Source organism: Mucilaginibacter pankratovii, assembly GCF_014773265.1.
GTDB classification, from domain to species: domain Bacteria; phylum Bacteroidota; class Bacteroidia; order Sphingobacteriales; family Sphingobacteriaceae; genus Mucilaginibacter; species Mucilaginibacter pankratovii.
On sequence record NZ_JACWMY010000002.1, the window covers coordinates 273,152 to 300,106 of the forward strand.

Here is a 26,955-nt window from a genome sequence, read left to right on the forward strand (position 1 = left end):
TGAAATACAGAATTTCAGCTCACTGCTTTTCCAGAACATCGAGGAGATACTGGAAAACAGTAGGGACGGGATGTTCAGAGAGACCGCTTTCACACAGCTGGTCATGGAATATTTTGCCGATTCCGGTGAGACAGGGAACTGCCAGATATGTACAAGTGTACATCGAAACAAATCCCAGAACCGTCTTCGTCAGATGAATGGTTATGCCATATGGGATGATTTTGAAACGCTGGACATTTTCATTGCCGATTATAAAGGCGATGGCACCATCTATAATATGGAGAAGGCAAGGGTAACCAGCAATCTGAACTTAGGATACAGGTTTCTCAGATATATTGAGAAAGGTGATCTAACGCAGACAGAGGAATCAGCCGCCGAAACAGAATTCATCAGCAATTTTCAGGAGTTTAAGACGAAAATAATGCGGACAAGGATAATTCTGCTAACAGATGCGCTCACACGCAGTGATTTTGCCCTTCCCAAAACTTCAAAAGATGAAGATATTGTTTTTGAGGTCTGGGATCTGCAACGCATCTATCAGGTATGGTCATCACAGGGTAAAAGGGAATCTATCGAAATTGATCTGCCAGAACAATTCGGTCAGAAACTCCGTTTCCTTGCTGTTGAACAGGAAGACGATCAGTACTCTGCTTATTTAACCGTAGCACCCGCAGGGTTGCTTGCCGACCTTTACAATATTTATGGCACCAGATTATTGGAGCAGAACGTGCGGGTATATCTTCAGAATCTTGGCAAAGTGAACCGTGAAATCCGTAAAACAATTCTTGACAGTCCAGGCATGTTTATGGCTTATAATAACGGGATATCAGCAACGGCAAGCGACATAACTTTTGAAGATGACAGTATTACAGGACTCCCTTTTATCAAACGCATCAATGGTCTTCAGATCGTAAACGGTGGTCAAACCACATCTTCAATATTTTATGCAAGAAAAAAGGACAGGGCCGAACTACGTAAGGTCAATGTACAGATTAAAATAACCTGCGTTAATAATGCGCGGCAGATGGATCAGATCGTTTCCAAAATATCCAAATATGCCAACAGCCAGAATAAAGTGAGCGAAATTGACCTGACATCAAATCAGCCTTTCCAGATCAAACTGGAAGAACTGTCCAGAACTACCTGGGCCAATCCAGCGGGAAACGGGAATCAGCAGACCCGATGGTTTTATGAACGGGTGAAAGGTCAATACAAAGAAGAGCTGAATAAAGAGCACACCACCACCCGAAAAAATGCATTCAAATTGAAAAATCCTTCGTGGCAGGTGCTTCGGAAAGAGGAGTTTGCCAAATACAGGAACAGCTGGAAGCTTTTGCCTTACTGGGTGGCCAGAGGGAGCCAGAAGAACTATCTTCATTTTGTCTGGCAGGAAAAAGATACCGAGCCCTCAAGGCAATATTTCAAGGATAATGTGGCTGTTGCGATTTTTTTTAAAGCCGCCGAAAGTATTTACGGCAAAAAACCGAACTCGATGGGTGATCTCCGTTATCTGGTGGTACCTTATACAGTTGCATGGATAAATTATCATACCGAAGAACGGCTGAATCTTTCAAAGATCTGGAACGCGCAGCGGTTATCCGACTCGCTATGGCTATTACTGAAAAGCGTACTGCTGAAGATAAATGAGTTCTTTCAGCAGAAACCGGAGGAATTTGCGCTGATCAGCGAATGGGGAAAACGCGAAGAATGCTGGAAGGCCCTTTCATCAATTGCCCCGGCCGAAATGGGCATAAACTTTGAACTTATCGCTGCGGACCTTAATGAACCTATTGCAGCCGGTACAGTCCTGAACAGAAATACGGATAACCTGAACGGACTGAAGATTGCAGATTGGGAGAAAATAGAAACAGAAGGTAGGGAAAGGCTGGGATTTGACCTGTTCCAGATCAATATCATAAGAAACGTGATCCGGCGACTGAAGCTCGACCGGCAATTGACAGAACAACTGAGCGAACAGGCCGTTGCGTTGCTGGAAATCTATCGCAATGCAGCGGTTACGACGTGATTTTTTTCCTGAAATACCTTCCAGCGTATTTCCAGCGCCACTGATGAAGGCCTGCAACCTGAATTATTAAGATCAAGGGCTTTACCCTGAAACCCGGCGTAGACAGTATTTGCGATTTCACTGCCCAGCACAACTGTCAGATCATCCGGGCAGATACCGAGTAGGTCAGCATCGTATAAGGCGTGCAGGTCACGCCTCAATAAAAGCCCGTTTTCGCAATGGTTGTCTTCATCACCGCGATAGTGGCAGATATGGCTGGCCTCCAGTGCAGTAGCAACTGTACAATTTGTCAGCATACATTTTATGCCGTAATATCCGAACAGATCGCTCCTGAATTTACTTTGATCCGGCCGGTAATATGATCTCCCGGTGCGGAATGCCCTTTCGTCTTTTTCTGATGGTTTATAAGGTTCCGTATTGATATATGGCCTCAGAACAACTCCTGCAGGTGAGCCCAGCTGTCGCAACAGATCGGGAAACAGCTCCTCCAGGAACGATGGCATTGCGCGCTGAATTGAATAATATCGATTCCGGTTCATATAGTACTTGTTCAGCAATTGGACACTTGTCTTTTCGGGCAGATTGATGAAGCTGGTGCTGTAATCGGCTCGGTATTCGCGAATAGGTGTTATTTCTTCCTTTAGCGTTTCAAACTCATGTCCTTTTCTGCATTTGTATTTCGGCGTTTTGTTCTTTCTTGCGGAGTGTTCCTTGATCCCGCATACCGGGCAGCTGTATCGTTTTTTCTCCAGGCCTTCGGTTACAGCTATATGATCAACAACCGCAAAGCCATGCAGATACTTTTTATCTGCAATCAGTACATAGTCGCCTTTCCGTAATTTGTTATGGTTAGGCACAAAATTATCATACACATAATAGGCATCAGGTTTGTCATCATACCCGTCATTTCCGCCGAAACTGCTTTTCTCGCCCTTTGACTTCAATATCCAGAGATTTTGGGACATAGTATAAAATTGGTTTTGTAAATAAAGTTACTGATAAAAATCAATATATCAGACGCTTTAAAGACCTTTGCATGATAACTTATAACCGGCCCTATGACAACCAATTTTACTTTCAGGGATTTTCTGGTTTATTTAATGACCGGACTATTGCTGCTTATCACACTGGGAATTATTTTCTTTCAGATTGTAGTTAATCAGATTTCCTGTATTTCGGTACAGTACACTTTTGTAAAAGACTATGCTGTTATACTGGTCATCTTTCTTATCCCATTTATTTATATCGTCGGGCATATCGTCAACACCATAGACTTTATCATGATGAAATACTATGTATGGCTTCATCCATTACTTAAAACCAGCAAATGGTGGCGGTGGTTCCTTAAAATAAACGAATTCCTGTTTTACCGGCACAGGATCGTATTCCAGGTGGTCACATACTGGAAAGGAAATACGACCCCGAAGGCATTTTCCACAACTGAAGAATTCTGGATATTATGTGCGAAGTTACAGAAGGACAAAAACTATGATAATGCGGGCTACTGGTATATACTCAACGACCTTTTCAAAGCGGTATATGTGATTTTCTTTGCGGGATGTCTCATCTCGGCCATTGAACATAAATGGTATGAGCTTTTGTTGTTTTTTGTTCTGTTGATCTTTGCAAAAATAAGGGCTCATCAGTTTGCCTGTTTTTTTGTTGATACTGTCGCGCGGCTGTCTAAAAGCACATAAATCTATTTTACAGTTTTTCAATGGTAGCCGCGGATGGGCTACGTAAATTACCAACCACCAGGAAATCCTTATTCAAATACAGATTAAATCTATTTCAATTAAGAAACAAAATGTGCTTCTGAACTGATCGGAATATTCAATACTTTGGAAATTAAGCAATTTTGCCGGGCATCTTGAAATCCATCCGGATCAAAGGTGTTGATGACGGCCTTTCAAAACTTCTTCAATACCTTAACGCCGAAAGTAATAAATGTCGGGTTCGATTCACTTTGTACACCGCCAATGATACGGGCCGGTTTCAGGCTGGTGGAAGCAGCGCTGAGCGTAAGTATCCTGACCTCTGGTGTAATACTCAAACTGCCAGTTTCTATTCCCAAGATACCTACTGATAAATAAAGCGTGCTGAGATTTTCATTCCAGCCCTGATCGTAATTAAAATCTTTCAATAGCGGGCTTTGGGCCGAACCATTACCGTTGTTTTTGATATGTAGGTATTGCCCGCCAATTGCAACAGAGAATGGTGTAAGTCGAAGTTTGGGCGATAAAATAAGTTGCCATGACATGCGGATATAGGCGGAAGCGCCTGCGGTCAGTCCGCCTGAAGAAATAGGTTCATCGGTATCCAGCCAGTGCGCATAGGTTTTTCCCGACGGGCCGATCAATACATCGGCACCTAAATCAAAATCTACAAAGTTGAAGCTTGGGGCATATTCCGTTCCCCTGTAATTACCGCTGTAATCATAGTGGTTCACGAAAATACCATCCCTAAGGGCCGGCGTTCCGAAAATGGATTTGCGCTCAATACCAATGGTTATCAAGGTGCGGCTTTCGTCGTGGCCGAAACCCTGCGAGGCGTCAAAGAAAGGCACGCCGGTCGCCGGCGGCGTCTGATTGTATTTCCATTGGGTGGTAAGGTCCGCATAATAGATGCCCGGACCAATGTACCAGCCTTTGCGGTCTTTGACGTTTTGGAGTGCCTGCTCTTTGGTTTGCGCCAGCGCCAGTACCGGTAGTGTAGCCAACAGGATCAACATTTTCAGCGTTTTCATAAGCTTTGATTTTGGTGAGTGATGCATCAAAATTAGCTTGCTGAAGAAAGCGCCTCAATAGAACAAAAGTTACATTTTTCCGAAGACCTTATTGAGCGCTTCGGTACGGTTTTGCACGTGCAGTTTCTCGTAGATATGATGGATATGCTGCCGGATGGTACCTACGCTCAGGAAAAGCTGGGCCGCGATCTCTTTGTATAAATAGCCTTTGGATAACAAGGTCAGGACTTCCATTTCTCGGGAGCTGAGCTTATCACCTTCACCCGAGGAGCGGAAGGAATTGACCACTCTGCGGGCAATAGCGGCGCTCATCGGCGAGCCGCCTTCATATAGTTCCTGCACCGCCGAAATGATCTTTTCCGGTGCTGCGCTTTTCAGGAGGTAACCGCTTGCCCCGGCGTTCAGCGCCTCAAAAACCTGGTCGCTGTCCTCGTAAACGGTAAACATCAGGAACTGCCCGGCAAATCCCTTACCTTTTAATCTCCTGATACACGCAATACCCGTTTCGCCGGGTAGCGAAATGTCCATGATCACAATATCTGGCGGGGTTGCCAGCAAACCGGCATAAGCCTCCTCGCCGCTGCCATAAGCCGCCAAACAACTCAGGCCGGCGGCCTGGCTAACAATAAAACGGAGACCATCCCTGATCTCGGGCAGGTCTTCTACAATACTTACGCGTATATTTTCCATCAGGTAAAGTTCCTGTTTGCTGTTCACATTTATAATAGAACAAAAGTTATATAGATATTGGCACCGAAAAACGCAGCAGCGTCGTCCCTGCTTCACTAACCATTTCAAAATTTCCCCCTATATTTTCCATACGCTGCCGCATATTGCCCAACCCGTTGCCCAAAGCCGTTCCTGCCGTAGCTAAACCCCGGCCGTTATCCTGCACAGAGACCGCTAATCCCTTCTCCGTAAGGATGGCGATCGTAACAGTGTTTGCCCCTGAATGCTTGCAAGCATTGTGCACGGCTTCCTTGACTGCTAAGTACATATTCCGCCTGACCTCCTGCGTTAAGATCACGTCCGGCACTTTATCCGGCACTTTAAAGATCATAGCTATACCAGCCGCATCCAACATCTCCCCGCAAGCGGCACGCAGGTAAGCGACCAAACTTTCCAGCGTATCCCGCTCGTTGTTCATCATCCAGATCACCTCGTTCATCTGGCGGATGAGGCCATTAACAGCATCGCTGATCTTCGGTGCCGCCTCATGGCCGGCTATCAAAGAACGGGTTAGAAAAAGTAAGCGGGTTAATCCCGATCCCATATCATCATGCATTTCCTGGCTGATCCGCCGGCGTTCCTGCTGCTCACCGGCCAGCATCGCTTTAACCCGCAAGGTTTCCTGTTTTCGGTAAACCAGCATAAAAACCAGCGCCAGCACTGCCAATCCGGCCAGAGAGATCACCAGCCAGCGTTGTTTACCGGCTAACTGCAGGTCTTTCTGTAAAAGCTGTCTTTGTTTTCTCTCCGACCCATACCGCGCTTCCAGTTCCTGGATGTTTTTTTGCAGTGGCGCATTGAGCAACACATTGCTTACCGAATCATAGCGTCCGCGGTAATCCTGCGAAGCTTCCGGTCGGCCCAGTCCGATCTGGACATCCGACATCAGCAGCAGCATACGGCTCCAGACTTCCTTCTGGTCGTGCTGCCGGGCAAAAGCGATCGAAGTGTTCAGCAGTCGTTCCGCTTGAAGATATTCTTTTTGAAAAAACAGGCCCAGGGCTATCCCATGTAAAGCAAAACACTCCCCGGATACATCACTTATTTTACGGGCGATGGGCAGGGCCGCTTTAAAAGCCGGCACATATTTCGCCGGTTGCTTAAGGGACAGATAAGCGTCCCCCAGGTTGATCAAGGCCGTTTCCTGTATATTATCGTCAGCTAATTTACGGCCAAGTCTTCCTGCCCGTTCAATAGAACTGATCGCTTCCCGTACCTTGCCCAGATCTTTCAAACAGTTGCCCAGGTTGGTGCTGGCCATAGCGACGGCGTAATCATCCCTGTTCTTTTCGCCGAAAGCCAATGCCAGCTGCGCGTATCGCAAAGCGCTTTGCGGCTGTTTTAAATTACGGTAGAGGCCGCATAGATTCCCGTAGGCGATCGAACGTTCCTGTAAACTCCCTATGGAATCGACCAGCGGCAGCGCCTGCAAATAATAATTCACCGCCTCCCGGTAATGCTCCGTATATTGATAAACGGCCCCGGTATTGTTGAGCGCCTTCATCAACTGCCGCTGCAGACGGCCCTGCCGGGCAATAGCTATGGCCTTTAAGTTCAGCTGCAATGATTCTTTAAACTTCCCCTGGACATTCAGTACGGCCGTATAGTTGGCGATATAACGTAGAGTGCCCTGTGGGTAATGCAGCGCTGCACTCAATTTGCCGGCAGCCGCATAATAATACAAAGCCGAATCGGGCCTATTGGTTTCATATTGCTGCCCCAGCCTGATCAGAGTCTGTACCTTACCCGAATCTGCCCGCATAACCGATAACTTTCTTTTCAGGCTGTCTTTATCCAGTCCCGTTTCCATCTGTGCGAAGGCATTTTCCGCTAAAAAAAGCAGTAACCAAAACGTTAAATAAGAAATGTATTTAACCTGCACGCCTCTAATTTACGTAAAATGTAACTTTTGTTCTATTGGTTAAGGAAAAATCCGCCGGTAATTTTGAATAAAAAAACATACCATGAAAAACAAATTGACCATCATCGCCCTGGTTGCCATCTGCGTGCTGGGAGCCTGCAAAAAAGAAGGAAATGATACCAACGGCAGCGGAGCGCCGATCACCGATGAGACCGGTGCCAAAGCGCTGTTTTCTAAAATGAACAGTTTGTGGACCAATACACTGGGGCCCGCGCTATCCGGAACCAACCAGACCTACACCAACAAGGTACTTAACGGTACCTCCGGAACAGCGACTGTGAGCGGCAGTTATAGTGTGACGCGTGCGTCATCATCATCTTCCAGCCTTAATACTTCTACCGCTGATGTCATTATTACCTTTAAGGATTATGAATCGGACGGGCTGCACATCAACGGAACTATACGCTTCTTTGATTACAGCAACGTTCGCACCGCCTGCTCCAGTTCAGGCTGCGCCACCTCCAGCCACAGCAGCCTTTCTTACAGGTCTCATGACGGCTCCAACAACAGCTTCGGCCAGGCCAACGTTCGGTTTGCGTATAATGGGAAAAGTTACCAGGATGCTGTCCTGATGAGTATCGGCAAATCCGACAATTTCCGTTGGTCTATTGAGGTGACTAATAGTAACAATCAAACGATCAGTACTTCGTATTAATATGCGATGTGCTAACCGGCTAACTGCAGTATTCAACCACTGTTTCCGGTAATACAGACCATTACCAGCAGGTTCAGTTGTTTACCGATGACTTCGGCAATAGACTTAGCCGCGATCGCTTCTTCCGTGGAAGCATGATAATAACGGCTACCAGGCTTGCGTTCTCTAATTGAATGGGGTTTACATCACTGTGATCGGATCAGGAGTTCCTTCAAGGAAAAGGTGGTTGAAAAACAGAACAGCCATAAGCCTTAATCTTAAAAAGTATGTCTATCATTATCAAGTAATTTGCACATGCGCATAGGTTTGGCTCGAATCTATAATTTCATTTACACCTTAAAATCAGGTAATTTTAAGGTGTAACACAAATCTGGCATCAAGCATTGTGAAAATCAAACAATCAATTTATCGATGATAGCCCGGGTTCGGCTCGAACCTGGGACCCCGATTTTTTTTCCTTTGTAAAATATTGATTTTTAGGTATTTTTGTATTGTCAGAGAGGTGAATCCCCAAAGCGGCTACCAAGCCTTTTGTGCACCTCGTAAATGATTGAAATTCAGTACGAAATAGAGATATAAGTGTAGCCCAGGTGGGCGCACTGATAAAAAGCAGTTACATGAAAATGTAGCTGCTTTTTTTGGTATGGAATAGGTACGAAAATATTTGAACCGGAAGATTTATCCGACAAGAAAGCATAATTGTATATTTCATGGTTAATTCAATTAAAATTCTATCTTTGCATCCAATTCCTGATTTGTTAATCTTTTAAATATCAAGGAATCATGACAGAGCTACGCTACATATCGCCCCTTTCGCTCATTGCCAATTAGGTAGGCAAACACCATGCTTTTTTTTATTGAAATTATTTAAACCGCTTTAGTGGTTATGCTGATTGTTTTTGCCTGCCGAATTAATTTATTGGGCTTTTGTTGAGCGCTCTTAAAAGGGTATATCCTTACTCAAGGACGAAATAGAGATCCAATAACATTTCAAGACAAAATTAAATGGAAGTCCGATGGACATACATGAATGGCCGCGCTGTATCAAATCTGCGCGGCAAAAAAGGCGGCTCGTAAAAACAGATCGGGATAAGCAACTGATACAGCTTAACAAAAGGCGCGATGAACTTTGGGAACAACAAAGGCTTTTGCCAAAGGTGCGTTTAGAACACCCTTATCAGCGCGGTTGGAAACGTTTCTTTGTGCTGCGGGATGATATTAAACGTAGTCCGCAAGCCGATTTTTATGAGGCTTTGCTGGTAAAAATTAACACGGTTGAGTATCATCACGATAAATCGTTCAAACGCAAAAAGCGACGTAAAGGGCGCAACGTGTACGTAGTTAAGCAACAGCAATTACAGGAGTTTTATGACTACAGCTGGCAAGTTAACCGGATGAAATTAACCGAGAATGAGAAAACCTGCTTTACACGCGTGGAATTTATGAATACGAACCGCAGGTTAGATGTGAAATATGTGGTTACCGAACCCTGGCGCTATGTACTGAAAATATTGCCTCGCATAATAACGCATGTTAAATTGATGGATGTAGATATTGAAAAGGAGCTGGCGTATATAGATAATCGTATCGATAGCTACTATCTCGAACCGCGTCTCTATCGCTTAACCCGCGGCCGTCGTTACCGCTGGAAAGATGAATTTAACGAGCCCGCCAAATACATTAACAAATTAAAAAACATACCCGGGTATGCCTATAAAGAAGCCTACCTGGAATTAGAAACATAACCCACATGGGCAATTTAAGAACAAAAGATCTAAGTAAAATAGGTTATCATAACGATCAGCTGCGAAGCCTGATAATTGGCATAGCCTCTAAAAATTTCAAGCACTACAGCAACCAGCAATTGCTTGACCTGTTGGTGAATATTAAAAATAATCCGGGCGCCTATTTGGATGATGAATTAACAAGCAAGATAGCCGAAAAGGTAATCGGCAAAACGGATGCGCCTCTGTTTAAAACATTTGAACTGCGGGATGAACCGGTATACTGTAAAACCTATGGCGGCAAGCACATTGAGCAATCGGCAAAAAAACAAATGGAGCTGGCTAACCTGCTTCCCGTGAGCGTACAAGGTGCATTAATGCCCGATGCGCACATGGGCTTTGGTTTGCCTATTGGTGGCGTATTGGCGACAAATAATGCGGTAATACCGTATGCTGTAGGTATGGATATTGGCTGCCGCATGGCCCTATCAATTATTGATGAAAGTGATGGTTTCTTAAAGCGATTTGAATATCAAATTAAACAAGCCCTAAAAACTCATACCCATTTTGGGATGGAAGGTGGTTTGGAAACCAGGCAGGAACACGAAGTTTTAGATAGCCCCGTGTTTAACCAAATTCCATTTTTGAAACCACTGCGCAGTAAAGCTGTAAGGCAATTAGGCACATCGGGTAACGGCAACCACTTTGTGGAGTTTGGCGAGATCGAATTATTAGCCGATAACACATTAGGCTTACCGGCTAAAAAGTATGCGGCCCTGCTGACACATTCAGGCAGCCGTGGTTTAGGCTCGGCCATTGCAAGGCATTACACGCAGATAGCCATGAATACCTGCAAACTTCCGCGCCATGCACAGCAATTGGCCTGGTTGGATATGAGTAGCGAAGCGGGGCAGGAATATTGGTTAACTATGACTCTGGCCGGCGATTATGCCAAAGCTTGCCACGAACGTATCCATGCTAATCTGTTAAAGGCCTTAGGTTTGAAGGCTCTGCACGTGGTAGAGAACCACCACAACTTTGCCTGGAAAGACCAGTTGGCTGATGGCCGGGATGTTATTATCCATCGCAAGGGTGCAACACCTGCTCACAAAGGCGAGTTGGGTATTATTCCCGGCAGCATGACCACACCGGCTTACCTGGTAGCAGGCAAAGGAACCAGCGATGCATTATACTCCGCATCGCACGGTGCCGGCCGGGCCATGAGCAGGCAAAAGGCTAAGGATAGCATGACAGTATCAGCGATGAAAAAAATGCTGACCAATGCCAATGTAAACCTGATTGGCGGCACGGTTGAAGAGAACCCTTTGGCTTACAAGGATATCGAGACTGTAATAGCAGCTCAACACGACCTGATAGATATCCAGGGCAAGTTTTATCCACGGATCGTTAGAATGAACAAGGATTAGTGATGAAAAAGATGATGATACAAATCACCTCGGGCAAAGGCCCGGCAGAATGCTGCCGGGTTGTAGCCTGCGTGCAAAGCCTGATGATGAAGCAGGCCAAACAACAGGATATCCAAATTGAAGTGCTGGAAAACAAAGCCGGCGAATTAAACGGCACCTTGTTATCTGCAACCATGATGGCTATGGGTCATAACCTGGATGCATTTGTAAAAGAATGGAGCGGCACCGTACAATGGATAGCGCAAAGCCCTTATCGTAAATACCACAAGCGCAAGAACTGGTTTGTTGGTGTAGCCGCTTTTGATGTGCAGGAACTGATGCAATGGAACCCTAAAGATGTAAAGCTGGAAACCTGCCGTTCTTCCGGGCCGGGTGGGCAGAATGTAAATAAGGTGGAAACCGCAGTTCGGGGAACCCATCTGCCGTCGGGATTGCAAGTTATGGCGATGGATACGCGCTCACAACTGGAGAATAAGAAGCTTTGCCTGGCCCGGCTGGAAGCCAAAATAATGGTTTGGCAAACCGAACAACTGATAGCGCAACAGCAAAGCCAGTGGCAGGAACATAACGCCCTGGAGCGGGGCAATCCGGTAAAAACGATAAAGGCTAAATTGTTTTAACCCTTGACGTTATTCAGACTAATAAAACAGACCGCCTCATGATATTTGTGGGGCGGTTTTTTATTGAATTTTCCGATAAACCAAAGGGCCCGCCGACTAAGCCGCACACGTAAAATCACATTGATCTCATTTTCCATCATCTTAAGCTTTTAAGTTTTCAAAATAGGCGGTGGTTTCTTCAATTAACGCGTGCATTAGTTCGGCGGCTTTTTTATGTTTCAATACCGGCGCTATCTGCCCACCCCAAAACAAGATCATATCCCATTTTTCCTGTTCGATGGCCGCCTTGCGGATATGCGCCATAAACTGTGTTTGCAAAGGGAAAGGCAGAAAATCCTTTTCCTGGTGTACCAGATCCTTTGCAATCCGGCTTGTTATACCTCTGCCCAATCTGCCGGTAAATGCCCTCGATAATGTGGTGTATTTGGCTGCGTCAGAAAACAGCATTTGTTTATGAACAGCTGTGGCATTTGATTCATCGGTGGCCAGGAAAGCTGTACCTATTTGCGCGGCATCGGCGCCAAGCGCCAGCGCTGCGGCTACGCCTTTGCCATTGGCTATACCACCTGCTGCAATTACCGGTGTTTTTACTTTCTCTTTAATAAGTTGCAGCAATACAAACGTTCCCACCGTTGACGATTCAGCCGGTGCCAGGAATGATGGCCGGTGGCCGCCCGCCTCAAAACCCGAAGCGATGATCATATCCACGCCTGCTGCTTCCAAAGCAATAGCCTCATCAAGCGTGGTTGCGGCACCAATGGTAACAATACCGAGCTTTTTGCTTTGTTCTAAAATATCAGCAGATGGGGTACCAAACATAAAGCTAAATACCGGTGGTCGCTGGTGCAGGATCACCTCAACCTGGTTTTCGAACCGGGTTTTGAATGGTGCAGGTTTTTCGGGCAGCTCTATCCCTAACTCATCAAAATAAGGTTTGAATAGTTGTTGCGACCGACTGAACTGCTCGTCGGAGATCGTGCCGTCAACCGCGTCGGTATCAGATACCCACAGGTTGATATTGTAGGGCTTATTAGTTGCCGCCTTTATCCGGCGGTCCACTTCGATGATCTCTTGCGGGCTAAGCGTATAAGCGCCGTATCCGCCAAGTCCGCCCGCATTTGATACAGTTGATACCAGTTGCACAGATGAAAGGTTACCGCCGAACGGCCCTTGCAGGATAGGGTATTGAATACCCAGAATTTCGGTTGCTTTTGTTTGATACCACATGATGCTGCTATATTTATTGGGCTACGTCTGTTAACATTTTATTGACGATAAACCACTGTCCGTCAATTTTATGAAAAGACAGAAATTCATCGTAATTGAAATCATACATTTTAACATGTAATTTGGCTACGGCTATAGAATTCACTACATCGATGGAGGTAATTATACCCTTGAACGGCTTCCCGGAGTCTTTTACACTCTGGCGGTTTTTTACGCCATCAAGGTATTGTTCGAGCGTTTTAGCGTACGGTACCCCTTTAATATCTCCGAATACGAGCGTGCCGGGATGATACACTTTGCGGAGCAGGTTGATATCACCTTCGTATATTCCTTTCAGATAAAGATCCTCCAGTGCCCGGGTGATCGCTAATTTATCTTGTTGATCAGTTTCCATTTTGTTTTGAAGTTGTGCTTTAGATACCTGTAATATACAGGACAAAAAAGCTGTTAATAAAAACGTTTTCACTCAATTTAAGTTATGGCCCGCTGCCAAACCACCATCTACGTTGATAATGGCGCCGCTGATAAAGTTGCTCTTTGCAACTGTATAAACCATTTCGGCAATGTCTTCCACTTCGCCAACACGGTTCAGCAGGTGCAAACCTGCACTATCGTCGGCATCTTTACCATGCATAGGTGTACGGATGGTGCCGGGTGCAACGGTATTTACCCTGATGTTGTCTTTACCAAACTCGGCTGCCAGTTGCAGGGTTAGCGCGTGTATTGCCCCTTTTGATGCCATTTGCGCAGTAATAGGTACCCCGCCGAGTGCATGGTTTACCAGTGGCGTGCCAATATTAATTACCACACCATCACGCTGTTTCAGCATTTGCGGAATAACGGCCTGGGTGGTGAAGTAAGTACCCTTCAAATTCGTATTTAAGAAACGGTCGAGGTAGGCTTCATCTACCTCCAGGAAAGGTTTGGTTTCGAAAATACCGGCGTTATTTACCAGTACATCTGCCGAACCGAATTTTTCTACAGCGGTTGCCACAAGCCTTTCGCCTGTTTTTTTATCGCTCACATTACCGGCAACCATGGCCAGGTTTTCACCTGCCCCAAGTTCCTGGTAAACTTCTTCCAGCTTTTTTGCTGTAAATGAATTGATCACTACATTATCGCCTTTTTCTAAAAAATGGCGGGCTATCTCTTTACCAATGCCAGATGAGGCACCGGTAACAATTATTGTTTGTTTTTTCATTGTATTATTTTTTTTCGGCAGTAATGCCTTTTTCTCTGAGTACTGATACCTGTTCGCCGGCAAAGCCCCAATCGTCCAGCTCAATTTCCTGTATCACCACATGGGTTAGCTGCGGGTCTTTATTCAACACATCGGTTATCAAATCTGTTACACCTTTTATCAGTGTTTGCTTTTGCTCCCTGGTAACTCCTTCGCGGGTTACTTCTATTTTTACGTATGGCATGGCTTTAATTTTTAAGCTAAAGCTGTTGGTTAAACAGCTTTAGCAATAATGTTTACATTCAGTTCAAAATCATTGTAGATAAGGGTATCGCCCAGGTTTTGGAAGAAATTTCCTGAGCGGAACTTCATCCCGTATTTGGTACGGTCAACTACCACAAGGCCTGTTGCGGTTAATACATCGCCGTTCACATTTACGGCAACATCAAAACCAATAGCATGTGTAATATCTTTAATGGTCAGGTTGCCTTCCACATGGTTACCTTCAACCGAGGTTATTTCTAAAACAGCTTCCGGGTATTTCTCCAATGAGAAGAAATCATCAGAAGCCAGGTGTCCCCAAAATTGAGCGTTTAAATCAGGGTCGGTTACATCCAGTATCTTAATGGAAGTGGTATCGATGATGAATTTACCACCGGCAAGTTTACCGTCGTTTAAAATCACTTCGCCTTCTTTGATGGCGATGGTACCGTTATGCGCGCCGGTTACTTTTTTTCCCACCCAGCCGATATTACTTTGTGGGGTTACGATCTCGAATTTTTGATTTTTCATTTTATTTATGTTTTAAATTATAGAACAAATTACGGCAGCATTTGGCGGTTATGAAGGTGACCTACATCACATTCAAACAAGCAGCCTGTTTATGTGATGTAGGTCACTCCCCTACCCAATTGCCATACTCAATGGCAGCATTTTATAGCGCAGCGTTTAAATGCCCCGCGTATTTCTCCGGCAAAGATTTGGGGTTGTTCCAGGGCGACAAAGTGACTGCCTCTGTTTAACTTAAATAATAAATGAATTTAGGATAGGCCCTTTCTGTCTACAAATTTATGGCCGGAGTGGCGCTGCAGAGCTACTTAAACTTCACTCTTCTACATCAAATTAACAGATCAAAAAATCGGTATAGAGGCAAGTATGCTAAAAGCGAAAGTTTATGAAGATGGTAGGATCAGGAGGTGTAAAGCCTGCTAAGCGTTTCTCTTGAAACACCCAGGTAGGCGGCAATCAGGTTTTTCGGTACTATATTATACAATTCGGGATATAGTTTTAGCAGTTCCTCGTATCTATACTTCACATTATTATTCATAAAAGACAGCAGCCTTTTTTGTGCGGCAACGTAACCTCTATTGGTTCGCCACCTAAAAAAGTGCTCCACCTGGTGAAGTTCATTGCATAATTTCTCCCTGTCGTCGTTGCTAAGGCAAAGCACCTCGGCATCAGTGATACAATCTACATTGATGGAAGCTTTAGTGTTGTTATATAAAGCGCTATAGTCCGATGCCCACCAGGTAGGCATGGCAAACTGAAGGATGAACATTTTAATATCTTCGTTGATGTAGAAAGACTTCAAACATCCTGAGATCACAAAATATTCACAATTTACGGTGTCGCCCGCGGTAATGATAGCCTGCCCTTTCTTGAAATCCTGTTTTTGAAAATGTGAAAAGAAATAATCAAACTGTTCCTCAGTTAGACTGGCTGATTTAGTGACGTGAGTTCGTAACAGTTCTTTGGCTTCCATAGCTTGTATTACCAATAACACAACAATTTTTAAATATAAATATTCTTTTAAAAATTGAATATATTAAATAGGGTTCAGCCTGGCAATACGAGCAAGACAAAGGGAAGTAAAACTTAGCCCTCAGGGAGAATCAATAGCCTTGCAGGGCTCGAACCTGATCCGAAGACCCGTCCCGGTAGCTTCGCCTCTGCCATTTACTACGTGTTACCCAAAAATGTTACCTTATCAAAGCTACATAGCCACTTATCGGGGTCGCTTTTTTATCCAGGTTTATAACATAGTAGTAGGTGCCAAAAGGCAAACGTTTACCTTTTATCGTTCCATCCCAGGTACCACTGCCGCCTTTTGAACGGTACACTTCCGATCCCCAGCGATTAAATACTTTAACGTAGGCATCGGGGTAATCTGCCAGGTTGCCAATTTCCCATTTATCATTAATGCCGTCGCCGTTTGGCGTAAATGTATTGGGTATGATGAGGTGTGTAAGCACCGTAATTTTTACGGTGGCTGTGTTTACGCAACCCGCTGCTGATTGCACTGTTAAGGTGTATAAGGTAGTTTTCTCCGGGTTTGCCGTGGGGGTTAATGTTGTGGTATTATCTAACCCTGCCGAAGGGCTCCAAGTTACATTAGCGATATTACCCGAGGCGTTTGCGCTTAACGTAACGCTGTTACCTTTTTCGATGGTTTTATCGCCGCCGCCGTTAACCACAGGGAGCGGATTAATAACCATAGTTATAGTATTATTACTGGGTACAATTGCGGGCACCGCGCATTTTGCATTACTGGTTAACCGGCAGCTTACCACATCATTATTGGCAAGCGTATTGCTAACAAACGTATTGCTGTTGGTCCCGGTGCTTACTCCGTTTATCAGCCACTGGTAAGCGGGCGCGTTACCACCATTAATTGGTGTAGCCGTAAAAGTGATCGAAGTACCATAACAAACATTATTGTTTGAAGCCGCGATAGTTACCGATGGGCTAACCGGCAGGTTTACGGTTACGCTAATGTCGCTGCTTGTGGCTGTAGAGGTTGTAGTGCAGGCAGCGCTGCTGGTTATAATGCATTTAACTACATCGCCATCTATAAATGTATTACTTGCAAAAGTTGAGTTATTAGAGCCCGCGTTATTACCATTGAGCAGCCATTGATAAGCCGGCACCGTGCCGCCGTTTATGGCGACAGCCGTAAAGGTAACTGTTTGGCCCGGGCAAATATTATTGGTAGATGCCGCGATACTAACCGAAGGCGTTACATATGGATTTATGATCATGGTAACCGTGTTGCTGCTTACTGCAGCCGGGGTGGCACATAGCGCGGTGCTTGTCATTATACAGGTTACCCTGTCGCCGTTGGCAAAAGTGCTGCTGCTAAAGGTTGCGCTGTTGTTGCCGGCATTTACACCGTTTACCGCCCATTGGTATGCAGGAATGCTGCCGCCGTTTACAGGCGTCGCGGTAAAAGTAATGTTAGTACCCGTGCAAACATCATTTTGTGAAGCCACAATGCTCACAGATGCCGACAGTACCGGATTTACAACCATGGTAAGCGTGTTACTGGGTACAACTGCAGGTATCGCGCATTTTGCGTTACTGGTTAACCGGCAGCTTACAACATCATTATTGGCAAGAGTGCTTCTGCTAAAAACATTGCTGTTTGTACCGGCATTTATGCCATTTACCTGCCATTGGTAAATGGGAGCACTACCACCGTTGACAGGTGTAGCTGTAAATGTGACCGAAGTGCCCGAACAAATGTTATTACCCGAAGCTGTGATAGATACGGATGGGCTAACCGGGGTGTTTACAATTATGTTAATACTATTGCTTGTGGCAGTAGGTGTGGTAGGGCAAACAGCATTGCTGGTTATGATACAACTTACTACATCGCCGTTTACAAAGGTAGTGCCTGCAAAGGTGGCGCTATTGGTGCCTGCGTTATTGCCATTTACCTTCCATTGATAGGCGGGGGCTGCGCCGCCGTTTACCGGTGTGGCAGTAAATGTAATGATATCGCCGGGGCAAATATTATTTGCTGAAGCTGCAATATTAACAGAAGGGGTTACATAAGGCATTACGATCATAACAACTTCGTTGCTACTTGCAGCAGTCGGCGTGGCGCATATGGCATTGCTTTGCATCACGCAAACCACCCTGTCGCCGTTGGTAAGTGTGCTGCTGCTAAAAGTTGGACTGTTTGTGCCGCCATTTACACCGTTTACCCGCCACTGATAAACCGGCGCGGTGCCACCATTGGTTGGTGTTGCCGTGAAGGTGGCATTAACACCAACGCAAACGTTATTTTGTGAAACCGTAATACTGACCGACACCGGCAGATTAGTATTAACAACCATGGCTACCGTATTGCTCGTAATGGCATAAACTGTACCACATGCAGATGTTGTAGTTACGGTACAACTTACCTTGTCGCCATTTGCGAGCGTACTGCTGCTAAAAGTGAGGCTGTTAGCGCCGGCATTTATACCGTTTACCTGCCATTGATAAGCAGGGCTGCTGCCCGCGTTTGTAACCGTTGCGGCAAAACTAACAAATGTACCCTCACAAACGTTGTTATCCGAAGCCGCGATATCAATGGTTGGCGGTACAATGCTGGCAACATTCATGGTAATACTATTGCTTGTAACGCCGGCGGGGGCAGCACATGGCGCGCTACTCGTCATTTTACAGCTTACCTTATCGCCGTTGGCAAGCGCGCTGCTGCTAAACGTGGGGCTATTGGTACCGGCATTTACGCCGTTAACCTGCCATTGGTAAACGGGGGTAGCGCCGCCATTTACCGGTGTGGCTGTAAACGTTACCAGCGTACCGGGGCAAATATCATTTGCTGAGGCCGCGATACTGACGGAAGGTGTTATCCCGCCCGAGACCGTTACATGCACCGTAGCAAAATCCACGCAGCCATCGGCAGTGGTAATTTCAACTGTATAATCTGTTGTGGATGCCGGCGAGGCTGTTGGATTGGCTATATTAGGGTTGTTTAGCCCGGCGGCAGGCGTCCATTTATAGCTTACGCCACCATAGGCGGTTAGTTGCACGGGCGAAGACGGACAGGTTTCAAAAGAACTGCTCTCTACATTGCTCGATTTAAAATCTGAAAAGAACCCATACCGTGTTCCATCGTCAGTTCCGCCGTTTATAAAACCCAGGGAGAAATTCCCGGTAGAATTTGCAAAATTCAATGCATCGCCAACAGAGGCATTGCCGCTGAGGTCTATCCTCGAAGTAACATACACCCCGCCCGTACCCGGCACAACGGCAAAATCACTGCTTTTCACAAGTGTACTGTTCCCGTTAACCGTAAAACCGTTCTGATTGCCATTTTTTGTGGTGATCATCACCGCGAACAAGCCTTCGTTGCTTCGTACCACGCTTACCGACCTTGAGCCCGTACAATTTAATTTCGGGATAATTGCCGACCCTGCCTCGCAACCATTCCCTGTTAGGTGATAAACATATATTTTTTTGTCGGCCCGAATGTAAACATTGGGGTTGGTCAGATCGAGGATAGCCGACTGCCCTTTAGCTAACACCGCTACTGGAGATGTATTGCCATCAATATAAACAGATGTATTGTTTTCAACAGCCATCACGTAAATGTTATCAATCGGCTGCAAAAAACCTTTCGTAACAATATATTCTGTGCCCAATACAGTGGTGGGTACGGTTTGGTCGCCAATAAGGTCGGCGCAGCTGGAGATCTGCACCAGGTCGTCTTTAATGGTAACCGCAATAGGATTGTCTGATGATATGTACGAACCCTGAAGATGCCCGCTGGCAGCGCTGCTTGATGCCACTGCCGAAAATGTTTGCCCCCTGTTTAAGGTGATAGTGAACGGGATATTGGCGTTATGGCCAACAATGTTGTTGGTGGGGGTAATGGTAACGTGTGTATTATCCGTAGTTGCCACAATATCAAACGCGTTTGTACCCGGGTAACTGGTAGATTCATTATAGGTATACTGCGATGATATAAAGAACTCTTTACCCAATGCATTTTTGCCTTTAAGAGAAAATATTTCGGGGTTACATTTGCAAAAACCGCTTACTACTTCATAATAAGCCGTAATATCTGCTGTAGATGTTATTAAAAGGCCCTTATCCAACGTGGTATTTGCCGGAGTATTTTGCAGCTGATCCACCCAGGTGCTTAAGTCTACACTGATATTTTCGTTGGCACCAACATCCCTTGTAATGGGGGTAAAAGATGGATTGGCCGGTATTGAGATAGTTACCGTGGCCGGTGACGCCAGGGTTGTTATGCGCAAGGTAATGGGCAGGTTAAACTGTCTCGAACCTTCCGCATGTACATTAGGTGCAACAAACCAGAATTCCTTATCTATTTGTGCCGATGCCAGTTTGGGCAGAAGAAAAATAATGCAGAATAAAAACAGCCGGACAATCTGGAGTAAAAGGCACGGTTTAGAAGATTCCATCAGGGGCTAACATGATAACAAAGCATTACAATAATAACACTTATTCGATTATAATACCTACATTTCAATAAAAACTGTTTGCCTTTAACAAATACAAAGACACATCGATATGGAAATAAAACGCATTGGAACGCAGCCTTCAGGAAAAGGCCCCGCCGAATATTTTACCGGAACGGTTAGGATAGACCCACTGATCAATCCGCCCGAACCCTCGCGCATAGCTATGGCGCTGGTTACTTTTGAACCGGGTGCCCGCACCGCCTGGCATACCCACCCTTTTGGGCAAACTCTTATTGTTACCGCAGGCGCGGGATGGGTACAGCAGGAGGGCGAAGCGAGGCAGGACATCCGCCAGGGCGATGTGGTATATTTTACGCCGGGCGAAAAGCACTGGCACGGCGCTACCGCCACCACCGCCATGAGCCATATAGCGATACAGGAAAAACTAAACGGTTCGCCGGTAGACTGGATGGAACAGGTTACCGACGAACAATACAACGGATAAGCTATCCCCCGGGGAAGCCGATATAACCGGGTTCAACAATAAAACCTATTTCTTCCGGGAGTTTAAAAAGATCTACAGCTGCTCGCCAAACGAGTACCGGGCCAAACATCGCTTGCCTGTAGCAAAATAAGTAAGCGCGATTGTCCATAGTTAAATCTATTAACGGATAAGTGCTACCCAGCCGCTTATAACCGGTTGGCCGTCTTTGGGGTTTATGACGTAATAATAGGTACCGCTGGGCAAAAAGGCATCCTTGTATTTGCCATCCCAGGGTACGGCGTACCCTATGGATGAATAAACTTTATCGCCCCACCTGTTTAATACGCTTACTGTGGCTTTTGGGTATCCCTGCAAAAACGAGAGGTTCCAGGTATCGTTTACGCCATCGCCATTGGGCGTAAAAGTATTGGGGATAGCTACCAGCGTTATAGCCGGCTTAATAGTTAATACGCCGGGCAGGTAGCTAAGAGTGTAATTTAAAGCCGCCGCATCGCTGACAATTATGGCGTAATCTCCCGGTTCGGATGTAGTGGTTGCGCTGGTAGACACACTGGGTTGGCGGGTAAGCTTGGTGGCGTTATCGTTGTTTACAAAACCGCTGTAGCTTACCGTGAGCGCCGGGTTTACCTCGCCAAAGGCTTTGGCTTTATTATCCGCAGTGATCATTAGCGGGGCGGGCGTTACCGTACTATTGGGTATTACCACCGTTGCAGATGTAGCAGCACTTACGCTCACCAAAATATCGCCCCCGTATGTACCAACGGCTGCTTTTGATGTCAGCCTGATATATACTGGCTTTGCCGGAATGGTGCCGGTGCCCGCTACGGCAGCCGTGCTGCTAAACGTAAGGTTATCGGTGCTTACTTCAAACCCGGCGGGCGCGGCAATTGAAATACCCGAAATAATATTTGTACCAGATACGGTAAAACTCTCTGATGACGACGATGTGCCATATACCGTGGTTAGCGGCAAAAGCGTACCCGATGCGGATAAGGTGGGTGGTGGGGTGGGATTCACGGTGATGGTAAAACTAACCGGATCGCTGGTGCACGTTTGGTTTTGGGAAATAATGGTAATAGTAGCAACAACTGTACCCGTACCTGTATTTTGGGCAGTGAACGCTCCGATATTACCCGTGCCGCTGGCGGCCAGTCCGATAGAGGGGGTGTTGTTTATCCAGGTAAACGTAGTGCCCGTTCCGGTAAAATTAATTGCAGTGGTTACAGCGCCATTTACCACGCTTTGATTGCCCGGATCATTAACGGTAGGCAGCGCATTAATAAAAGCAGCAACACGAACAGGAATATTTTCTGCGCCAACTGAACTTAAAATAACATCACCCGAAACAGCACCCGGGATATTAGAAGCTGCCGACCGTACGTATACGATAATGTCGTTTACCTTTCCGTTGGTATGGGGCATGGTAACAGTTGCTCCATAACCCCCAGTAGCGGTCAGCGATATTTCGAACCCAGCCGGCGCGTTGCCAGTGATACCTGCGGATAAATTAATGCCTGATACATTAAACTGCTGGATATTGGTGCCGGCTGATACATTGCCCGTGCAGACAGATATTGTACCCGTTGCAGGTGTAGCTGTTATAAGTGGCACGGTTGGATTAACCGTTATGCTAAAATCTACAGGCACACCAGGGCAGCCGGTGCTTTCCTTAATAAAATTACCTATTGCATATGGGTGATCGCCTACCGGGATGGTAGCTACCACCGTATTGTTAGCCGTATTGATAACAGACATGCTATTATCCAGCGTATTGGCCACAAATAACCGTGTACCATCAGAGCTTACCGTTACACCCATCGGGGCATTGCCGGTAGGGATACTGGCTATTACCGAGTTAGTGACGGTACTGATAACCGATACCGTATTAGACATTACATTGGTTACATAAACCAGGCTGCCATCAGGTTTAATAGCAATATTTTCGGGCGCGCTGCCAACGGGTATCTCGGCTATAACCTTGTTGGTTGCTGTATTGATAACCAAAACACTGCCGGAATTTTCGTTAACCACATATACCCTGCTATCATCCGGGCTAATACAAATGCCCTGGGGCAAGTCTCCTATAGGTATGGTAGCTATTACTGTCTTGCTACCTGTATTGACCACCGAAAGGCTGTTCCCTGAATAATTCACTACATACAACCGCTTTCCATCGTGGCTGATGGTTATCCCATTGGGGTTTTCGCCAACAACGAAAGTGGCAACCACCTGCTGGGTTAACGTCGCAATAACCGACACAGTTTTCTGCCCAAAATTAGTAACATATAAACTAAGCCCATCGGGCGACATTACTATCCCTGTTGGCCTGTAGCCAACACCGATAGTGTATGTAACTTTGTTAAGAAATGTATTTATCGCTGAAACATTACCGGAGCCGGTATTGGTGACATACATCATACTACCATCGCGGCTTGCGGCAACGCCAACGGGGTTGGTACCCACCGGGATAGTTTTGATAACCGAATTATTGGCCGTGTTGATCACCGATACATCGTTGCTGTTAAAATTGGTGACATACCCCAGCTGCGCCGACACCGGGGTGACTTTAATATTGGCTTTAACGGCTGTTTTACCGGTGTTTATCGCCATAAAGGATGCAATATCTCCAACGCCATTTGCAGCCAGGCCGATGGATGGATTATCGTTTGTCCACTCGAAAAAATTACCTGTCCCCTCGAAAACAATTGCGGCTGATACTGCCCCGTTATCAACTGTTTTATCGCCCGGGTTATTAACAAAAGGCAGTTCGTTTACGTAGCCGGATACGTTTACATTTTGCAAGGGCGCATCACCCGATGTAAGTGATACGTTGCCTTGGATGTAACCAAGGGGAGCAGACGCTGCCGACCGTACATAAACAATAACATCGGTTACCTTACCACCACTTTGCGGAATACTTACAGCATTGCCATAAGCGCTACCGGCACTAAGCGATAGTTCGAAACCCGCCGGGGCCGTTGCCGTGATTTGCTCCGTTAGAAAAGTGCCCAAAACCTTAAACTGCTGAATATTAGGGCTAACCGAAGCACTACCTACACACGCAGAAATTTTACCCGTTACAGCGGTAGTTGTAATTGCTGTTAAAGTAGGGTTTACGGTTATCTTAAAATCAATTGGCTGGCCGTCGCAACCGGGGTTTTCCTTTATAAAATTACCAATAACGAATGGGGACTTGCCAACAGCTATTTTGCTAACGACAGCATTGGTCGTAACATTCACCACCAACAAATTATTTTGATAATCAATGGGTACAATTAATAGCTGGCCGTCGGCAGATAAGGCGAGCCCTGACTGCGTTGGGGAAGTGAATGTATTAGTTTTCTTTGTACCTGTAGGTATGTCCAATACCTGCCCGCTGCCCCCATATAGCGTATTTCCGTCGGGGCTTATACCGATAAACCCAAGCCCCCCGGGCGCTGGTATTTTTGTTTCTAAAGTATTCGTTACGGTACTAAATACTAATACATTGTCGAAACTATTGATCGATACATATAACCTGCTGTCATCCGGGCTTATACAAATATCCCTGACCGCTCCGTTTATTCCGGTCATAGTTGCCACTATGGTGTTCGAGGCCACATCTACAACAGAAATGGAAAAGCTGCTGTAATTTAAAACATAAAGCCGTGTACCATCATGGCTAACAGCCAGCCCGTCCGGGTTTTCTCCAACCGTTATAATATCCAGCGTTTGAAAGTTAGAGGTACTGATAACCGCAACCTTGTTGGTGCCGTTATTAGCCACATATAACTTGCTCCCGTCTGTAGATACCGCCACCGCCGACGGATTCTTCCCTACCGCGATTGTATTGATAACTTTGTTTGAAAAAGTACTGATCACCGATATGTTATCCGAATCATAATTGGCGACAAATACCATGCTCCCGTCCCGGGCAACGGCTATCCCAGTTGGGCTTTTACCCACCGGAATCGTTGTCAATACCCTGCTCCCGGCAATATCAACCACCGAAACAGTGTTATCATTGTAGTTTGAAATATAGGCCAGCTGCGCCGGCACGGGCGTTACCCTAATGTTGGCCACAACCGGGGTACTACCGGTATTGATAGCCGTAAACGATGTAATATCCCCCTCCCCGCTTGCCGCAAGGCCAATGGATGGATTGTCGTTGGTCCATCGGTAAATATTTGCAGTGCCTGTTAAATTAATAACCGGCAGTGTTTCTCCTTTTGCAACAAATTTGTCGTCCGGGTTATTTACCGCGGGCAATTTATTTACCCAACCGTTCACGCCCACATATTTTACAGGCGTTCCCGCCGATGCCAAAGCCACCGAACCGGATATATAGCCACTATTTGCCGTGGCGGCAGATCTTACGTAAACCCTCACCTCGCTTACCTTACCGCCACTCTGCGGAACGCTCACCGAATTTCCATAGCCGCTTGCTGGGGCAAGTGACAGCTCGAAACCCGTTGGGGCGGTGGCGGTAATATTATCAGTTAAGCCCGTGCCCGAAACTTTAAATTGCTGTATAAACGGGCTTGCAGAAGCCGCGCCAATACATGCGCTTATGTCGCCACTAACCGGTCCGTTGGTTATAGTGGTAGTTGATGCCGGGTTAACAGTAATAGTAAATGTTACGGGACTGGCCGTGCAGGGCTGGCTCTTTTTAATGAAATTACCAAATACCAAACCAGCACCTACATGTATTTGGCCACCATAGGAAAAATCGGCATTGTAATAGTTGAGGTTGCCGCCTGCAGCATCTGTTATATAAATTGTGCCATCAGGAGCAATGGCTATAGTTTGCGGGTTAGAGGGCGTAGACCGGGTGGAAACCGTGCCGCTAACAAGATCTATTATAGCCGTTGCACCCGTGGTTAAAGCCACATAAGCTTTACTGCCATCGGGAGATATTGCTATCCCCCATGAATTGGAGCCTACTTCTATTTTTTTTATGATGCTATTGGTTATCGCGTTAATTACGGTTACCGTTGTCCCTCCCCCGTTAGTTGCATATAAGGTTTTACCATCGGGACTAACGGCAAGGAAGTTGGAGAATTTCTCTATCGGGATGGTGGCTATGACGCTGTTATCCGAAAGTGCTATAACCGATACCGAACCTCCGTTGGTATTTGCTACGTATAATTTACTGCCATCGGGGCTTATAACCATACCCACCGGCGTTTGCCCTGTTGGGATAGTGGCTATTACGTAATTATTTGCTGCATCAATTACCGACACGTTATCCGAATTGGAATTTGCTACATAAACGCGGCTCCCATCGGCACCAACCACTATACCGCGCGGGCCTTCTCCAACAAAAACACCTGCAACTACTTTGTTGGTGGCCGTACTGATAACCGAAACAGTGTTTCCGATAGCATTAGCGTCGGCATTAGTGACATAAACCAAAGTACCCTGAGGGTTTACCGCTACGCCGGAAGGCGCGTTTCCCACAGGGATGTTTGCCACAACGCTGTGGGTTGCAATGCTGATAACCGAAACGCTATTGGTGGAACTAACGGGAACGTAGGCAAAATCAGATGCAACAGGCTCTGCCGTAAAAGTGGCTACAACCGGGATTGGCAGTGTATTGATAGCTTTAAAAGGCGCTATGTTACCGGTTCCGCCCGCGGCACTCAGTCCAACAAAGGGGTTGCTGTTGGTCCACCGGTAAACGCAGTTTCCGCCCGGGAACTCAACGGGTTTGGTGAAATCGCCGGTAGTTACGGTTTGGCTTTCCTGCGCAATTACACCGCCAGGGATAAGGAATAAGGCTGTTAAAAAAAATACGACAAGTAAAAGTTTCCTCATGCAATAGGGTGTAGGTACATATCAAATCAATCCTACCAAATTTATAAATATTAAGGATATTAAGCCATACTAATTTGCATCAAAAAAAGTGTCAATTAAATTGTTGGTACTTTCTTAGCATTTTGTTTACAAATAAACCTGCGCGCTTGTGTTTCGTCTACGCAGGCATTATACTTGTATC

General features: G+C 46.0%; 19 protein-coding genes. 7 read left to right on the plus strand and 12 right to left on the minus strand.

The genetic code is table 11. The features are described from left to right. The first annotated feature begins 70 nt into the window (after positions 1-70). Positions 71-2,026: an AIPR family protein gene (locus IDJ77_RS04175; RefSeq protein ID WP_394368027.1), complete on the plus strand. Its 1,956-nt coding sequence runs from the start codon at positions 71-73 to the stop codon at positions 2,024-2,026. Here IDJ77_RS04175 and IDJ77_RS04180 read toward each other — a convergent pair. Then, positions 1,999-2,991, minus strand: coding sequence for an HNH endonuclease signature motif containing protein (locus IDJ77_RS04180; protein WP_191187675.1), 993 nt, complete (start codon positions 2,989-2,991; stop codon positions 1,999-2,001). The two genes, IDJ77_RS04175 and IDJ77_RS04180, sit on opposite strands and share 28 nt — an antisense overlap. A 93-nt stretch (positions 2,992-3,084) precedes the next feature. On the opposite strand from IDJ77_RS04180, the gene IDJ77_RS04185 reads away from it, so the two are divergent. Continuing rightward, the gene (locus tag IDJ77_RS04185) at positions 3,085-3,723 is read left to right on the plus strand and encodes a hypothetical protein (protein WP_191187676.1); all 639 of its coding nucleotides are present in this window, start codon (positions 3,085-3,087) and stop codon (positions 3,721-3,723) included. A gap of 212 nt (positions 3,724-3,935) precedes the next feature. On the opposite strand, the gene IDJ77_RS04190 is transcribed toward IDJ77_RS04185, so the two are convergent. The 3 genes from IDJ77_RS04190 to IDJ77_RS04200 form a co-directional block, all read right to left on the minus strand. Then, positions 3,936-4,772 carry a hypothetical protein gene (locus IDJ77_RS04190; RefSeq protein ID WP_191187677.1) on the minus strand — a complete coding sequence of 279 codons (837 nt, stop codon included), beginning with the start codon at positions 4,770-4,772 and terminating at the stop codon, positions 3,936-3,938. 69 nt (positions 4,773-4,841) lie between these two features. Further along, a complete protein-coding gene (locus tag IDJ77_RS04195; RefSeq protein ID WP_191187678.1) occupies positions 4,842-5,462 on the minus strand; it encodes a response regulator in 621 nt (206 codons plus the stop codon). A 46-nt stretch (positions 5,463-5,508) separates the two neighbouring features. Continuing rightward, positions 5,509-7,311: a tetratricopeptide repeat-containing sensor histidine kinase gene (locus IDJ77_RS04200; RefSeq protein ID WP_191187679.1), complete on the minus strand. Its 1,803-nt coding sequence runs from the start codon at positions 7,309-7,311 to the stop codon at positions 5,509-5,511. Positions 7,312-7,465: 154 nt separating this feature from the next. On the opposite strand from IDJ77_RS04200, the gene IDJ77_RS04205 reads away from it, so the two are divergent. The 4 genes from IDJ77_RS04205 (at position 7,466) to prfH (ending at position 11,848) form a co-directional block, all read left to right on the plus strand. Then, a complete protein-coding gene (locus IDJ77_RS04205) occupies positions 7,466-8,077 on the plus strand; it encodes a hypothetical protein (protein ID WP_191187680.1) in 612 nt (203 codons plus the stop codon). A 1,016-nt stretch (positions 8,078-9,093) separates the two neighbouring features. Further along, entirely contained in the window at positions 9,094-9,822 is a 729-nt protein-coding gene (locus IDJ77_RS04210; RefSeq protein ID WP_191187681.1) for a hypothetical protein, read from the plus strand. 5 nt (positions 9,823-9,827) lie between these two features. Then, entirely contained in the window at positions 9,828-11,228 is a 1,401-nt protein-coding gene (locus IDJ77_RS04215; protein ID WP_191187682.1) for an RtcB family protein, read from the plus strand. A gap of 11 nt (positions 11,229-11,239) precedes the next feature. Then, positions 11,240-11,848 (plus strand): peptide chain release factor H, encoded by a 609-nt coding sequence (prfH, locus tag IDJ77_RS04220; RefSeq protein ID WP_224750956.1) that lies wholly within the window; start codon positions 11,240-11,242, stop codon positions 11,846-11,848. Positions 11,849-11,989: 141 nt separating this feature from the next. On the opposite strand, the gene IDJ77_RS04225 is transcribed toward prfH, so the two are convergent. The 7 genes from IDJ77_RS04225 to IDJ77_RS04255 form a co-directional block, all read right to left on the minus strand. Next, a complete protein-coding gene (locus IDJ77_RS04225; protein WP_191187684.1) occupies positions 11,990-13,075 on the minus strand; it encodes an NAD(P)H-dependent flavin oxidoreductase in 1,086 nt (361 codons plus the stop codon). A 13-nt stretch (positions 13,076-13,088) separates the two neighbouring features. Then, positions 13,089-13,469, minus strand: a complete 381-nt coding sequence (locus IDJ77_RS04230; protein ID WP_224750957.1) for a nuclear transport factor 2 family protein — start codon at positions 13,467-13,469, stop codon at positions 13,089-13,091. Between the two features lie 72 nt (positions 13,470-13,541). Beyond that, on the minus strand, positions 13,542-14,276 hold the full coding sequence (locus IDJ77_RS04235) for an SDR family NAD(P)-dependent oxidoreductase (protein ID WP_191187686.1): 735 nt from the start codon (positions 14,274-14,276) through the stop codon (positions 13,542-13,544). Positions 14,277-14,280: 4 nt separating this feature from the next. Continuing rightward, positions 14,281-14,499, minus strand: coding sequence for a tautomerase family protein (locus IDJ77_RS04240; protein WP_191187687.1), 219 nt, complete (start codon positions 14,497-14,499; stop codon positions 14,281-14,283). 29 nt (positions 14,500-14,528) lie between these two features. Next, on the minus strand, positions 14,529-15,047 hold the full coding sequence (locus IDJ77_RS04245) for a YceI family protein (RefSeq protein WP_191187688.1): 519 nt from the start codon (positions 15,045-15,047) through the stop codon (positions 14,529-14,531). A gap of 397 nt (positions 15,048-15,444) precedes the next feature. Then, positions 15,445-16,017: a Crp/Fnr family transcriptional regulator gene (locus IDJ77_RS04250; RefSeq protein WP_191187689.1), complete on the minus strand. Its 573-nt coding sequence runs from the start codon at positions 16,015-16,017 to the stop codon at positions 15,445-15,447. A gap of 217 nt (positions 16,018-16,234) precedes the next feature. Then, the gene (locus IDJ77_RS04255) at positions 16,235-20,473 is read right to left on the minus strand and encodes a gliding motility-associated C-terminal domain-containing protein (protein WP_191187690.1); all 4,239 of its coding nucleotides are present in this window, start codon (positions 20,471-20,473) and stop codon (positions 16,235-16,237) included. A 109-nt stretch (positions 20,474-20,582) separates the two neighbouring features. Here IDJ77_RS04255 and IDJ77_RS04260 point away from each other — a divergent pair, with 109 nt between their 5' ends. Beyond that, positions 20,583-20,978, plus strand: a complete 396-nt coding sequence (locus tag IDJ77_RS04260) for a (R)-mandelonitrile lyase (RefSeq protein WP_191187691.1) — start codon at positions 20,583-20,585, stop codon at positions 20,976-20,978. A 159-nt stretch (positions 20,979-21,137) separates the two neighbouring features. On the opposite strand, the gene IDJ77_RS04265 is transcribed toward IDJ77_RS04260, so the two are convergent. Continuing rightward, complete coding sequence (locus IDJ77_RS04265) at positions 21,138-26,774, minus strand: YVTN family beta-propeller repeat protein (protein ID WP_191187692.1); 5,637 nt, start codon at positions 26,772-26,774, stop codon at positions 21,138-21,140. Between the last annotated feature and the right edge of the window lie 181 nt (positions 26,775-26,955).

Bases quoted from the DNA above. Each gene is read 5' to 3' on its own strand.
- IDJ77_RS04175 (WP_394368027.1), top strand. From the start codon at position 71: ATGTTCAGAGAGACCGCTTTCACACAGCTGGTCATGGAATATTTTGCC.
- IDJ77_RS04180 (WP_191187675.1), bottom strand. From the start codon at position 2,991: ATGTCCCAAAATCTCTGGATATTGAAGTCAAAGGGCGAGAAAAGCAGT.
- IDJ77_RS04185 (WP_191187676.1), top strand. From the start codon at position 3,085: ATGACAACCAATTTTACTTTCAGGGATTTTCTGGTTTATTTAATGACC.
- IDJ77_RS04190 (WP_191187677.1), bottom strand. From the start codon at position 4,772: ATGAAAACGCTGAAAATGTTGATCCTGTTGGCTACACTACCGGTACTG.
- IDJ77_RS04195 (WP_191187678.1), bottom strand. From the start codon at position 5,462: ATGGAAAATATACGCGTAAGTATTGTAGAAGACCTGCCCGAGATCAGG.
- IDJ77_RS04200 (WP_191187679.1), bottom strand. From the start codon at position 7,311: ATGGAAACGGGACTGGATAAAGACAGCCTGAAAAGAAAGTTATCGGTT.
- IDJ77_RS04205 (WP_191187680.1), top strand. From the start codon at position 7,466: ATGAAAAACAAATTGACCATCATCGCCCTGGTTGCCATCTGCGTGCTG.
- IDJ77_RS04210 (WP_191187681.1), top strand. From the start codon at position 9,094: ATGGACATACATGAATGGCCGCGCTGTATCAAATCTGCGCGGCAAAAA.
- IDJ77_RS04215 (WP_191187682.1), top strand. From the start codon at position 9,828: ATGGGCAATTTAAGAACAAAAGATCTAAGTAAAATAGGTTATCATAAC.
- prfH (WP_224750956.1), top strand. From the start codon at position 11,240: ATGATGATACAAATCACCTCGGGCAAAGGCCCGGCAGAATGCTGCCGG.
- IDJ77_RS04225 (WP_191187684.1), bottom strand. From the start codon at position 13,075: ATGTGGTATCAAACAAAAGCAACCGAAATTCTGGGTATTCAATACCCT.
- IDJ77_RS04230 (WP_224750957.1), bottom strand. From the start codon at position 13,469: ATGGAAACTGATCAACAAGATAAATTAGCGATCACCCGGGCACTGGAG.
- IDJ77_RS04235 (WP_191187686.1), bottom strand. From the start codon at position 14,276: ATGAAAAAACAAACAATAATTGTTACCGGTGCCTCATCTGGCATTGGT.
- IDJ77_RS04240 (WP_191187687.1), bottom strand. From the start codon at position 14,499: ATGCCATACGTAAAAATAGAAGTAACCCGCGAAGGAGTTACCAGGGAG.
- IDJ77_RS04245 (WP_191187688.1), bottom strand. From the start codon at position 15,047: ATGAAAAATCAAAAATTCGAGATCGTAACCCCACAAAGTAATATCGGC.
- IDJ77_RS04250 (WP_191187689.1), bottom strand. From the start codon at position 16,017: ATGGAAGCCAAAGAACTGTTACGAACTCACGTCACTAAATCAGCCAGT.
- IDJ77_RS04255 (WP_191187690.1), bottom strand. From the start codon at position 20,473: ATGGAATCTTCTAAACCGTGCCTTTTACTCCAGATTGTCCGGCTGTTT.
- IDJ77_RS04260 (WP_191187691.1), top strand. From the start codon at position 20,583: ATGGAAATAAAACGCATTGGAACGCAGCCTTCAGGAAAAGGCCCCGCC.
- IDJ77_RS04265 (WP_191187692.1), bottom strand. From the start codon at position 26,774: ATGAGGAAACTTTTACTTGTCGTATTTTTTTTAACAGCCTTATTCCTT.